The sequence below is a fragment of the Flavobacterium ranwuense genome, from assembly GCF_004349315.1.
Lineage (GTDB): Bacteria > Bacteroidota > Bacteroidia > Flavobacteriales > Flavobacteriaceae > Flavobacterium > Flavobacterium ranwuense.
This window is the reverse complement of sequence record NZ_SMLH01000013.1, coordinates 1-12,841: the sequence shown is the minus strand read 5'-3', so window position 1 is coordinate 12,841 and position 12,841 is coordinate 1. Positions and strand designations below refer to the sequence as shown.

Sequence of the window (12,841 nt, the reverse complement as noted above, 5' to 3'; positions counted from 1 at the left end):
AAAAAATCATCTTTTTTGCAGTTTACTGCATCTTTTGCCTTTTGGAAAAATTCCATTTACAGGCTAATAAATAATCGAAAATTAAAAATATGCACATAATAGATTATGCAATCTTTGTTGTTTATATGCTGGCTATGTTAGGAGTTGGCGTTTATTTTTTTAACAAAAATAAAACCGCAGAAGATTTTTATGTAAGTGGCCGAAATATGAGCAGCTGGCACATTGGTTTATCCGTCGTAGCCACAGATGTTGGCGGTGGATTCTCAATAGGATTAGGCGGACTTGGTTTTACGATGGGGATATCAGGCTCTTGGATGCTATTTACCGGACTGCTTGGCGCTTGGCTCAGTGCCGTTTTTCTTATTCCAAAAGTAAGTGCGTTAGGACATAAATACAAGTTTTTCACTTTTCCGCAAATATTTGATCATTTTTATAACGCTAAAGTCGCGCTGCTGGCCGGAATTATTTCGGCTATTGGATATATCGGATTTACAAGTTCTCAGGTTTTGGCTGGAGCCAAATTAGCTTCGGCAACCATAGAAGGACTTAATTTACAAACAGCACTAATTGTCATGGGACTTATAGCGGTAATCTACACCGCTATTGGAGGATTAAAAGCCGTTATATATACCGATACAATCCAATGGTTAGTCCTGATTGGCGGATTGGTTTTCATAGGAATTCCAGTTGCCTACAATGCCGTTGGAGGTTATGACGCGATCAAAGCTACATTATCACCTGAATATTTGTCGCTGACCAATGTGAAATGGTATCAGATTTTAAATTGGTCCATAACCATTATACCCATTTGGTTTGTAGGAATGACTTTATACCAGCGAATTTATGCGAGCAAAGGGGAGAAAGAAGCTAAAAAAGCATGGTTGATTGCAGGTGTTTTTGAATGGCCAATAATGGCATTTATGGGAGTTATTTTGGGAATGCTAGCTAAAGTGGCGGCAACCAAAGGAATGTTTGACGGCATTACTGATGCAGCTACTATGGACAGCGAAATGGGATTGCCTATTTTACTGGCAACCATACTTCCTGTAGGATTAATGGGACTAATGCTTTCTTCCTATTTTTCGGCCATACTTTCTACTGCCGACAGTTGCTTAATGGCGGCTTCGGGAAATATTGTTACCGATATTATTGCTAAATTTTCTAAAAAAGAATTAAGTCATAAAAAAGAACTCCGACTTTCACAAATGGTCACCTTGATCGTTGGTTTTCTTGCTATTTTAATAGCTTCTCAAATGCAAAATGTATTAGAACTGATGCTTTACTCCTATGCCTTTATGGTTTCAGGGTTGTTTGTTCCGGTAATAGGCGCTTTGTTTTGGAAAAAAAGCCATCCAATAGCTGCTTTTTGGAGTATGCTTTTTGGGGGTGCAACCACAATCCTGCTAATTGTTACGGAGAATAAACTACCTTTAGGAATAAAACTGCCGGAACATTTAGATGCAAACCTCTATGGAATAAGCATTTCACTTATTTTATTCGTTACAATATCACTTTATCACTATAACAAAAAAGAAAGACAAAATGGAATTCAAACAAATTAATGCTACTACTGGAGAAGATACAATTTATACCAATCAAATTGTAGCACTATTCCTTTATACCCATTTAGAACAATATGGCGATACCATTGAAGACATTCAAAAATGTATTAATTATGTCATGAATCCTGCCAAAGGAGGGAATATTATAGTGGGAATAGACGATCAAAAAATTGTAGGCGTTGTCGTTTTAAACAACACCGGAATGAAAGATTACATTCCAGAAAATATTTTGGTTTATATCGCTGTTGACAATAGCCAACGTGGCAAGGGTTTTGGAAAACAATTGATGCAAAAGGCCATATCCATTACCGAAGGGAATATTGCATTGCATGTAGAACCTGATAATCCGGCAAAAAAACTATACGAAAATTTAGGTTTTACCAATAAATACCTGGAAATGAGACTGACTAAATAATTCTGTCTTCAAATAACTTGTTTTAAATTATCAAAAATGGCCTTCATAAAATTATATCGAAAAAAATTACAGGAAAATTATCAATTTTTAGACCAAACATTTAAATCCAGAAACATCAAATGGGGAGTAGTTTCAAAACTATTGTGTGGAAATAAAATTTATCTTAAAGAAATCATCGCTTTAGGAGTACGGGAAATTCACGACTCCAGAGTGAGTAACTTGAAGAAAATTAAAGGACTGGATCCCGAAATTCAAACCGTTTACATTAAACCTCCTGCAAAACGAAGCATCGAGAGTATTGTGCGGTATGCCGACATTAGTTTTAACACCGAAATCTATACCATACAATTACTTTCGGACGAAGCAGTCAAACAAAACAAGACTCATAAAATCATCATCATGATTGAAATGGGTGATCTTCGTGAAGGCGTTATGGGTGAGGAATTAATAGAATTTTATGGCACTATTTTAAAAATGCCTAATATCGAAATATCTGGAATTGGAACCAATCTTAATTGTCTTAGTGGTGTAATGCCTACACAGGATAAGTTGATTCAGTTGAGTTTATACAAACAATTAATCGAAGCTAAATTTAACATCAGTATTCCATTCGTTTCCGGAGGAACCTCCGTTGCGATTCCTTTAATCCTTAAAAACGCCCGACCTATGGCTGTCAATCATTTTCGAATAGGAGAAGCTCTCTTTTTTGGGAAAGATTTGTTTACAGGAAATACCATCGAAGGAATGCACAATGATGTTTTCAAATTATATGCTGAAATCATAGAAATCACCGAAAAACCAAATACACCAACAGGTGAATTAGGCGAGAATGTAGCCGGAAATTCTTTTTCAATGAATGATGTCACTGATTTAGGAATTACTTCACTCAGAGCCATTTTAGACATTGGTTTATTAGACATGCAGCCACAATACATCGAATCTGACGATACTGATATCACTATTGTGGACGCCAGTTCTGACATGTTGGTTATTGATATTTCAAATTCTAAAAAGAACTACAAAATTGGGGATTTAGTCGCATTCAAAATAAGGTATATGGGCGCATTGTATCTTTTAAATTCTGATTATATCGAAAAAACAATCGAATAAAAGCCCGTATTATTTGCTACCGTTAATGATACAGTTTAAGCGACTTTACATTGATTTTATAGGTCAATATGTAACAAGTTTAAACACGAATTGCACTAATTTCCAATAATTGATTAGTTGAAATTAGTGCAATTCGTGTTTAAATATTCGGTTCAATATTTGTGTCCAGACCCTAGGTATTATTTGGCCTTTTTAAATCTATCAATTCCTGCTCTTAACCATCCTTTGTAGGCATTGATATCTGAGTTATAACTTTCCGGTTTATCCGACAACATTTTCTCTTCTACATCTAAAACGATGTAATACGGTTGCGCATTAGCTTTGTATCTTGTGATTTGAAAATCACTCCATTTGTTTCCAACACTTACAATTTCTTTACCCGTTTCTTTGGATACGTATTGCTCACTTTTTGGCAATTCTCTTTTATCATCCACATACAAGGAGATTAAAACTACTTCATCTTGCAATATTTTTAGAATAGCGGGATCAGACCAAACGTAATCTTCCATCTTTCTGCAATTTACACAAGCATATCCTGTGAAATCAAGTAAAATTGGTTTGTTTACTGATTTGGCATAAGCCAATCCTTTTTCATAATCTTCAAAAGCTATAAGATCGTGAGGCCCTAAATGTGCGCCTTCCGGCAAAATTTGGGCTGAGGCATTCGATCCGCCTTTTGAGTTTCCTACACCGTATGGACTTTCACTATAGGTCATTGGTGGCGGGAAACCGGAAATTAATTTTAAAGGTGCTCCCCAAATTCCGGGAATCAAATATATTGTAAAGGCCAAAACTACTAAACCCAAAGACAATCTTCCCACTGAAATATGATTCATCGGACTATCATGCGGAAGCGTAATTTTTCCGAATAAGTAAAATGCCAGCGTTCCAAAAATAGCGATCCAAATTGCCAAGAAAACTTCTCTTTCCAAGAAATGCAATTGCAATACCAAATCTGCATTCGATAAAAATTTGAATGCCAATGCCAACTCTAAAAATCCTAAAACTACTTTAACGGTATTCAACCATCCACCGGATTTTGGTAATGAATTCAACCAACCTGGGAACATCGCAAACAACATAAAAGGCAAGGCTAAAGCCAAGGAAAACCCAAACATTCCAACAATTGGTGCGATTCCGCCTTTAGAAGCTGCTTCAACTAAAAGTGTTCCTACAATAGGTCCTGTACAAGAAAAAGATACAATCGCTAATGCCAAAGCCATGAATAAAATTCCAATTATTCCTCCTCTGTCAGCTTGATTATCAACTTTATTAGCCCATGAATTAGGTAACATAATTTCAAAAGCACCCAAAAATGAGGCAGCAAAAACAACCAATAAAATAAAGAAAATAATATTAAACCAAACGTTAGTTGAAAGCGCATTTAATGCATCGGCACCAAAAATCCAAGTCACTAAAAATCCTAATACTACATAAATGAATATGATGGCAATTCCATAAATAATGGCATTTCTAATCCCTTTTGCTTTTGTTTTACTTTGTTTCGTAAAGAAACTTACTGTCATAGGGATCATCGGAAAGACACAAGGCGTAAGCAATGCGGCAAATCCAGATAAAAAAGCGATGAAGAAAATAGACCACAATCCTCTTTGTTTTGAAGGTTTAGAATCAATAGGAACCACTTTTTCAGGAGTACTAACTTGCTCTTCAGCTGTTCCAGTTTGCGAAACTACAGTGTCAACTTTTGCTGAATCTATTTGAGTTAAATCAGTTGCTACTATTGCTGTTTTTTTTGATACCGCAGGAATTGTGAACGTGAAATTTTTCTCTACATTGATACAAACTTCCTTACAAACCTGATAATTAAAATCTACTTTAATTTCAGTAAGCTTCGAGTTTGTTATTGTAATTTCTTGTTGGATTTGAGCTTTCTTTTCGAAGAACGTTTCGTTAACTTCAAATATATCATTAAAGGCAGTTCTCGTTTTACTTTCTTTGGCTTTACCAACTAAGTTAAAGTTTCCTTTTTGATTTTTAAAAATGATTTCCAGTGGTAACGGCCCGCCGTCTGGAGTAAATTGGGAATACAAATGCCAATCATTTTCTATGACAGCATTGAAAGTAAGGATATAATTATTCTCTGATTTTTTTTCTATTTTGGTAGTCCATTTTGCAGGATCAAGAATTTGGGCATTCCCATTGGCAAAAGCCAAAAAAGCAATAAGTAATAGTAGTTTCTTCATTATTCTAATTGTATTTTAAGTATATTCTTTGTTGTATTTTCTATTCTAAAGCGTTCATCCTGACGAAGACCAATAATCCAGACTATTTGATCATTAGAACATAAAAGCCAAGAGTTTTCTTTTTCTATTAATGATAATTTTTCATCTTTAAAAAGCTTACTCACTTTCTTCGATTTACCATTCATCCCAAAAGGTTGAAAACTATCTCCCTCGTTCCAACGGCGTAAAATCAACGGATATTGTAATTTATCAGCGTCAACAAAGATAGCTGAGTTGGTTGTTAAATTAATGTCGGCTACTTTACAAAACGAAAGATTTAAGGGAACTTTAACTACTTTTTGATTTTCATTAATGAAATATTTTTCTTCGTTATTTTCGAAATTTATAGGACTCAAAATTAAAGAATCTCTGTCTTTCAATAATCGGTATTCTGGAGAAAAAACGTATTTACCCGATTGGCTTTCGACCAAATCATAAATATCATCCCACGCCGAAAATTCAAATTCTTTCAACCATTGGTATAAATACGATTTATAGTTCGGTAATTTTTTTAATTTCTTTAAATCAAAGTAAATATCATCCTCCTTTTGCTTTGCTACTTGCTGATAGACCATAATCGAAGCATCTTCAACCATAACTTGTGCTTCTTGCAAATAAGCTTGCGTTTTGTGAAACGAGGAAAGGAAATTTGGGTTCAATTCCTTTAACATCGGAACCAGATGATGTCTAATCTTATTTCGAAGGTATTTATCAGATGCATTACTGCTGTCCTCGCGCCATTGAATGTTATTTAATTTGGCATATTCTTCCATTTCCTCTTGGCTAAATGCCAAAAGTGGACGAATTACTTTTTCGTTCTGTTCCGGAATCCCTGTCAAACCTTCTAATCCTGTTCCTCGACTAAGGTTGATTAAGAAAGTTTCCAAATTATCATCGGCATGATGTGCCGTAAGAATATAATCAAATTTTTCAGTTTCCAATAACTCATAAAACCAATTATAACGTAACTCGCGGGCTGCAACTTGTGTAGAAATTTTATAATCTTCAGAAAAAGCTTTTGTATCAAATTGTGTTATAAATACCGGAATATCATTTGTAGCGGCATATTCCTGAACGAAATTTTGATCTTCAAAACTTTCTATTCCACGCAATTGAAAATTGCAATTTGCAATTCCTATTTTATACTCTAATTGCTGAAACAAATGTACCATTACCATACTATCTTTCCCGCCGCTTGTAGCAAGAAGGATTTTTTTTCCATTCAAGAACTGGAAATTATGAAGCAGATGATTTTGGAATTTCTGTAGCATGTTCAAATTTAATTAATTCATTTTGATTTAGCTTAAAACTTCTCGCATAGCTTTTGCTTTAAGCAAACATTCTTCATACTCCTTTTCAGGAATTGATTGTGAAGTTATAGCACTTCCAACTGAAAAAGAAACGTATTTTTTTTCTTGATTATACAAAATACTTCGGATAACCACATTGAAATCGAAATCACCGTTTGGTCCAAAATAACCCACAGCACCGCTATATAAACCGCGTTTTGTTTCTTCCAGTTCCTCAATAATTTTCATCGCCGAAATCTTTGGCGCTCCTGTCATACTTCCCATTGGGAAAGTTGTTTTTATCACATCTACAGCGGAATATTGTGAATCCAATTTTGAAGTAACCGTAGAAATCATTTGATGCACTTGCAAGAAAGAATAAATGCCACATAACTCTTGTACTTCAACTGATCCCTTTTGTGCAGTTCGAGATAAATCATTTCGCACTAAATCCGTAATCATAATGTTTTCTGCTCTCTCCTTTGGATCTAAAGCTAATTGTGTTTTTGATTTCTCATCTTCGATTACATCCAAAAATCGTTTAGCCGTTCCTTTAATAGGTTGTGAAATAATAAGCTCTCCTTCTTTCTTTAAATAGCGTTCCGGTGTCGCCGAAAGTAAAAAATGATTGTTATTCTTAAAAAAAACGGCGAATGGAGGCTGAGAAATTTCGTTGAGTTTTATAAATTTTTCGATTGGATCTATAATTGCATTTTCAGCAAAAAACTCCATACAAAAATTGGCTTCATAAATATCACCTTGATGAATGTGTTCCAATATTTTGGAACCCTTTTCAAGATAACTCACCTCCGGAATTCGTTGCTGAATTTTTATTGTTACTCCAGTTTCGACTTTCGACTTTCGACTTTCGACTATATTTTCAAAGTCTTCCTCAGCTTCATCATCACACATATTAAGATATTTAATTTCCAGTTGATTCCCTTTCAATAAAAACAGCTTCTTAGGTTGAAAGAAATACAAATCTGGGAAATCCAGCCCATCAAAATTGGTAGATTGTAATTGCTCAATGTCATTTTTTAAATCATACGATAAATAGCCAAAAAGCCAGTCTTTGGTAATTTGCTGGTATTGTTTTAAATCCTCAAAAGCATTGTGATAATCAGTCTTTATTGAGGTAAATGCATCCACCGCAAGAACGCAGTCATAACTGGAATATTTTTGCGGATAATCATTACTGTCCAAATAAATGATTTCTCGAAACTGTTGAGACCAAAATAAAAGTTGTTGTTTGAACAATTTTGGATCAGAAATAGACTTGTAAATTGAAGTTCTCAAAAAGTATTGGTGTTTAAAATTCAAAATTACAACAAAAAATAAACCTTCAATAACTGATTATACTAAAATTAGTTTATTTTTTTGTAAATTTGATAGTGTATGATAAATTTTGGATTCTTTTAATCGTTTAATCATTCTCATTATGGTTTCAAAAATTTTTATAAATTTAGCTGTTAAAGACCTAAAAAAATCAATTGATTTTTTTACCACACTTGGATTTTCTTTCAATCCACAATTTACTGATGAGCATGCTACTTGCATGATTATAGGAGAAAATATTTTTGCAATGCTAGTGACCGAGCAACGTTTTAAAGACTTTACCAAAAAAGAAATTTGCAACGCCCATAAAAATACCGAAGTATTAATAGCCTTAGATGTTGAAAGTAGAGAAAAAGTAGAGGAAATGGTCAAAAATGCAGTAGATGCTGGTGGTTCAATTTATATGGAGCCACAAGATCATGGGTGGATGTACGGACATAGTTTTGCCGATTTAGATGGGCATCAATGGGAAATTATGCATATGGATGAAAGTGCAATACCCCAATAATAATTCTCAAATATATAACCTCTAAAACACCATATACTATGAAAATTGCAATTATTATTATCCGAACCTTAATTGGACTTTTGTTACTTTATGCGTCTGTTAGCTTCTTTCTAAAACTAGCACCGGAACCTGAAGTTACTGGGAATTTCAAGGCTTTTAATGTGGGTTTAGTTGCATCTACTTATTTAATCCCCTTGGCAAAATCAATGGAATTCCTTTGTGGACTATCCTTTATTACCGGACGGTATGTTACATTAGCCAATATCTTAATATTACCTATAACCATAAACATTTTATTTATTAATTTTTTCTTGTCCCCCGAAGGAATACCAATTGCCTTGTTCTTATTTTTAGGCAATCTGTTTTTAATTTACAGCCATTGGGAAAACTATAAAGGTTTATTTATAGCTAAAGGCTAAATAAACTCACCTCATAACAAAATAAAACCCGCTCAATTGAACGGGTTTCTTTATTTTAAAACGAGATTTAATTATCTAATTTCAGATTCTCCAATTACACATGCAAAGCTCTATTGTCAGTAACGGCTAATGCAGCTTCTTTTATCGCTTCTGCAAATGTTGGGTGTGCATGGGACATTCTTGAAATATCTTCAGCAGATGCTTTGAATTCCATTGCCGTAACCGCTTCAGCGATTAAATCAGCACAACGGGCTCCAATCATATGAACTCCCAGCACTTCATCTGTTGTTGCATCAGCAAGAATTTTTACAAATCCGTCTAAATCTCCACCAGCTCTTGCACGACCTAAGGCTTTGAAAGGAAAGCTTCCTGATTTGAATTCCACACCAGAAGCTTTCAATTGTTCCTCAGTTTGTCCTACTGCAGCCACTTCTGGCCAAGTATAAACCACTCCCGGAATTAAGTTATAATCAATATGTGGTTTTTGACCTGCCAAAATCTCAGCAACCATTGTACCTTCTTCTTCTGCTTTGTGCGCTAACATCGCTCCACGAACAACATCACCAATAGCATAAATATTCGAAACTGAAGTTTGTAAATGATCGTTTACTTCAACCATTCCTCTATCTGAGATTTTCACGCCTGCTTTATCTGCATTCAATCCATCAGTATACGGGCGACGTCCCACAGAAACCAATGAATAATCTCCTTCAAGAGTAATTGTTTCTCCTTTTGCATTTTCAGCTTGAACAACAACACCTTCTCCATTTCTTTCTACAGATTTCACTTTATGTGAAACGTAGAATTTCATGCCTTGTTTTTTTAATACTTTAGTCAATTCTTTAGATAATGAAGCATCCATTCCAGGAATAATTCGGTCCAAATATTCTACAACAGAAACTTGCGCTCCCAATCGTAAATACACTTGGCCTAATTCAATCCCAATTACTCCACCTCCAATAATCACTAAATGTTTTGGTACTTCTTTAAGCTTTAACGCTTCGGTAGAAGTGATGATTCTTTCTTTATCGATTTTGATAAATGGCAACGAAGATGGTTTTGAACCCGTAGCGATAATGATATTTTTAGCTTCGATCGTTTCAGAAGTTCCATCCGCTTTTGTAACAGCAACATGTGTAGCATCAACAAACGAACCCAATCCTTCCAGAACTGTAATTTTATTTTTGTCCATTAAAAATTTCACCCCACCTGAAGTCTGATCCACAACGGCTTGTTTGCGCGCAATCATTTTTTCAAGGTTCACTTTTACTTCTCCGGAAACTTCAATTCCGTGATCTGCAAAATGAGCAATTTCACTGTAATGATGAGAAGAAGCAAGTAATGCTTTTGAAGGAATACAACCTACATTTAGGCAAGTTCCTCCAAGAGTGGAATATTTTTCGATAATTGCTGTTTTGAAACCCAATTGTGCACAACGAATCGCTGATACATATCCGCCAGGTCCAGAACCTATAATGACTACGTCAAATGAACTCATAGTATATTTTTTTATTGTGTTTTATAAAATGTTGCACAAAATTAAGGAATTAAGTTTTGTTTAAAGTTTAATTCAGAAGGTTTTTTGTTACGAATTTTTACCAATTAACATTTACTTATCATTGAATACCGCTTAAAATTTACATTTATTCTAGATATCAACAACCGTAGTGTTTTTTACTTCGCTAATCATGAATGTACTGTGTGTACTTCCTATATGTTGCAATGTGGTCAATTTTGTAACCAAAAATTCCCGATACGCTTCCATATCTTTTACTACTATTTTTAAGATATAATCGTAATCACCACTCACATGATGACATTCAAGGACTTCCTTGAGTTGTATCACTTCGCTTTCGAATTTGGTAAGAAACTCCTTGGTATGTTGTATTAATTTGAGATGGCAGAAAACCACAAAACCTTTTTCGATTTTCGAACGATTGACTAACACGACGTATTTATCGATAATTCCTTCCCTTTCCAATTTTTTTATACGCTCGTAGACAGCAGTAACTGAAAGATTAAGTTTTAAAGAAAGTTCTTTGGTTGTTTTCTTGCTATCGGATTGTAATAAAAAAAGTAGTTTTTTATCTATTGGATCTAATGTCATGTTTTTGAGTTATGAGTTATGGGTTATGAGTTTAAGGGTTCCTTATTGAAAGAAAAACTATTATTACCTAACTATTTATGCAAATTTAGAATATTTAACTTTTAAAATTAAGTTTAATAGTTTTAAAATCTATTATTACATACTTCTATTGACTAATAATCTACAAAGTGTTTATTTTGAATTAAGTTTCTTAAAATAACGAAATGTCCTAGCCCCGATAGAAATGGAAATCCTTTTCTTTTTTTCTTTAAAAAAGATAAAGATTGCAATGGATAGCGGGATTAGCTCCTAAAAAATTAAAACATGAAAAATTTCAATCCCGCAGACAACATTCAGGATTTGCAGTACTTTGGAGAATTTGGCGGTGTAAATCCATCTATTTCAGACTCATCAACCTATACTTTCTTATCGGCAAAAACAATGTTCGATACTTTTGAAGGAAATATGGAAGGATGCTACTTGTATTCTCGTCATTCGTCACCAAGTAATTTGTACTTAGACAAAGCCTTGGCAGCGATGGAAGGAACGGAAACAGCAAATGTTTCAGCATCAGGAATGGGAGCGATTACACCTACGCTGTTGCAATTGTGCGGTTCGGGCGATCACATCGTTTCCAGCAGAACTATATATGGCGGAACGTATGCTTTCTTAAAGAATTTCACACCAAGATTAGGCATCAAAACCACTTTTGTTGACATCACAAAATTAGATGTTGTGGAAGCTGCAATTACCGCCGAAACTAAAGTTTTGTACTGTGAGACGGTCAGTAATCCTTTACTGGAAGTGGCTGATATTGCCGGTTTGGCAAAAATTGCAAAAAAACACAATTTGAAATTAGCGGTCGATAATACTTTTTCACCATTATCAGTTTCTCCTGCAAAATTAGGTGCTGATATTGTGATTCACAGTTTAACGAAATACATCAACGGAAGCAGTGATACTGTTGGCGGAGTAACGTGTGCTTCTCAGGAATTTATTGATAGTTTAAAAAATGTAAATAGTGGTGCAAGTATGTTATTGGGACCAACGATGGATAGTTTACGTTCTGCCAGTGTAATGAAAAACTTGCGCACGCTACATATTAGAATGAAACAACACAGCCATAATGCGATGTATCTTGCGGAACGTTTTGAAAAAGACGGGCTTAAAACGGTTTATCCTGGTTTAAAAAGCCACCCAAGTCATGAACTGTATTCGTCAATGATTAATCACGAATATGGTTTTGGCGGGATGATGACCTTAGATGTTGGTACATTGGAAAAAGCCAATGCATTGATGGAATTGATGCAAGCCAAAAATCTAGGTTATCTTGCGGTAAGTTTAGGATTTTATAAAACCTTATTTAGCGCACCAGGAACTTCAACTTCCAGCGAAATTCCGATGGAAGAACAAATAGAAATGGGATTGACTGATGGTTTAATCCGTTTTTCTATCGGTCTAGATAATGACATTGAAAGAACGTATCAGATGATGAAGAAATGCATGATGGAATTGAATGTTTTCACTACAGAATCAATTTTGACTGAATAGTTTATTTATTTTTTAATTAAAAAAAGCAGCAAGATATCTTGCTGCTTTTTTTGTTGCCTAATTTTCGTAATTGAATTGAAGGTGTATTAACTAATCTAATTAGAAATGACTTATATGACCCAAAACACATTATTTTGAAAATCAATAGTTTAAAATTTAAAAAAAATACAAATAATTATATAAACATTAATCAGGGCCTGAAATGAGAATACAAATATTCTAAATGATTTTGAATATTATTGATTTTCATTAATCAAACTACAATTTACTCTTCAATAAATTTTGATTTCAATATATAGTAGTTATTCATTTGCGTAGTTTAT

At 34.3% G+C, this 12,841-nt stretch carries 11 protein-coding genes; 6 read left to right on the top strand and 5 right to left on the bottom strand.

The window, feature by feature from the left end; translation table 11 throughout:
- Positions 1 to 89: 89 nt before the first annotated feature.
- From E0I61_RS15780 to E0I61_RS15770, 3 genes are read left to right on the top strand one after another with little or no spacing between them, the layout of a single operon-like run.
- The gene (locus E0I61_RS15780) at positions 90 to 1,562 is read left to right on the top strand and encodes a sodium:solute symporter family protein (protein WP_132072609.1); all 1,473 of its coding nucleotides are present in this window, start codon (positions 90 to 92) and stop codon (positions 1,560 to 1,562) included.
- Positions 1,543 to 1,977 (top strand): GNAT family N-acetyltransferase, encoded by a 435-nt coding sequence (locus tag E0I61_RS15775; RefSeq protein ID WP_132072608.1) that lies wholly within the window; start codon positions 1,543 to 1,545, stop codon positions 1,975 to 1,977. The genes E0I61_RS15780 and E0I61_RS15775 overlap by 20 nt, the downstream gene beginning before the upstream one ends.
- Before the next feature lie 36 nt (positions 1,978 to 2,013).
- On the top strand, positions 2,014 to 3,087 hold the full coding sequence (locus E0I61_RS15770; protein ID WP_131998436.1) for an alanine/ornithine racemase family PLP-dependent enzyme: 1,074 nt from the start codon (positions 2,014 to 2,016) through the stop codon (positions 3,085 to 3,087).
- Positions 3,088 to 3,266: 179 nt separating this feature from the next.
- On the opposite strand, the gene E0I61_RS15765 is transcribed toward E0I61_RS15770, so the two are convergent.
- The 3 genes from E0I61_RS15765 to E0I61_RS15755 are packed head-to-tail and all read right to left on the bottom strand — an operon-like array spanning position 3,267 to position 7,915.
- Positions 3,267 to 5,291, bottom strand: a complete 2,025-nt coding sequence (locus tag E0I61_RS15765) for a protein-disulfide reductase DsbD family protein (RefSeq protein ID WP_132072607.1) — start codon at positions 5,289 to 5,291, stop codon at positions 3,267 to 3,269.
- Complete coding sequence (gene tilS / locus E0I61_RS15760) at positions 5,291 to 6,601, bottom strand: tRNA lysidine(34) synthetase TilS (protein ID WP_132072606.1); 1,311 nt, start codon at positions 6,599 to 6,601, stop codon at positions 5,291 to 5,293. Before tilS ends, E0I61_RS15765 begins: the two co-directional genes overlap by 1 nt.
- A 27-nt stretch (positions 6,602 to 6,628) precedes the next feature.
- A complete protein-coding gene (locus E0I61_RS15755; protein WP_132072605.1) occupies positions 6,629 to 7,915 on the bottom strand; it encodes an anthranilate synthase component I family protein in 1,287 nt (428 codons plus the stop codon).
- Positions 7,916 to 8,057: 142 nt separating this feature from the next.
- Here E0I61_RS15755 and E0I61_RS15750 point away from each other — a divergent pair, with 142 nt between their 5' ends.
- Together E0I61_RS15750 and E0I61_RS15745 are read left to right on the top strand one after the other, a co-directional pair.
- Positions 8,058 to 8,462: a VOC family protein gene (locus E0I61_RS15750; protein WP_132072604.1), complete on the top strand. Its 405-nt coding sequence runs from the start codon at positions 8,058 to 8,060 to the stop codon at positions 8,460 to 8,462.
- Positions 8,463 to 8,500: 38 nt separating this feature from the next.
- Positions 8,501 to 8,881, top strand: coding sequence for a DoxX family protein (locus E0I61_RS15745; RefSeq protein ID WP_131998451.1), 381 nt, complete (start codon positions 8,501 to 8,503; stop codon positions 8,879 to 8,881).
- A 94-nt stretch (positions 8,882 to 8,975) separates the two neighbouring features.
- Here E0I61_RS15745 and lpdA read toward each other — a convergent pair whose 3' ends face one another.
- Entirely contained in the window at positions 8,976 to 10,379 is a 1,404-nt protein-coding gene (gene lpdA, locus E0I61_RS15740) for a dihydrolipoyl dehydrogenase (RefSeq protein ID WP_132072603.1), read from the bottom strand.
- A gap of 150 nt (positions 10,380 to 10,529) precedes the next feature.
- Positions 10,530 to 10,988 carry an Lrp/AsnC family transcriptional regulator gene (locus E0I61_RS15735; protein ID WP_132072602.1) on the bottom strand — a complete coding sequence of 153 codons (459 nt, stop codon included), beginning with the start codon at positions 10,986 to 10,988 and terminating at the stop codon, positions 10,530 to 10,532.
- A 303-nt stretch (positions 10,989 to 11,291) separates the two neighbouring features.
- Between E0I61_RS15735 and E0I61_RS15730 the strand changes: the two genes are divergently transcribed.
- Positions 11,292 to 12,518, top strand: a complete 1,227-nt coding sequence (locus E0I61_RS15730) for an aminotransferase class I/II-fold pyridoxal phosphate-dependent enzyme (RefSeq protein ID WP_132072601.1) — start codon at positions 11,292 to 11,294, stop codon at positions 12,516 to 12,518.
- Positions 12,519 to 12,841: the final 323 nt, after the last annotated feature.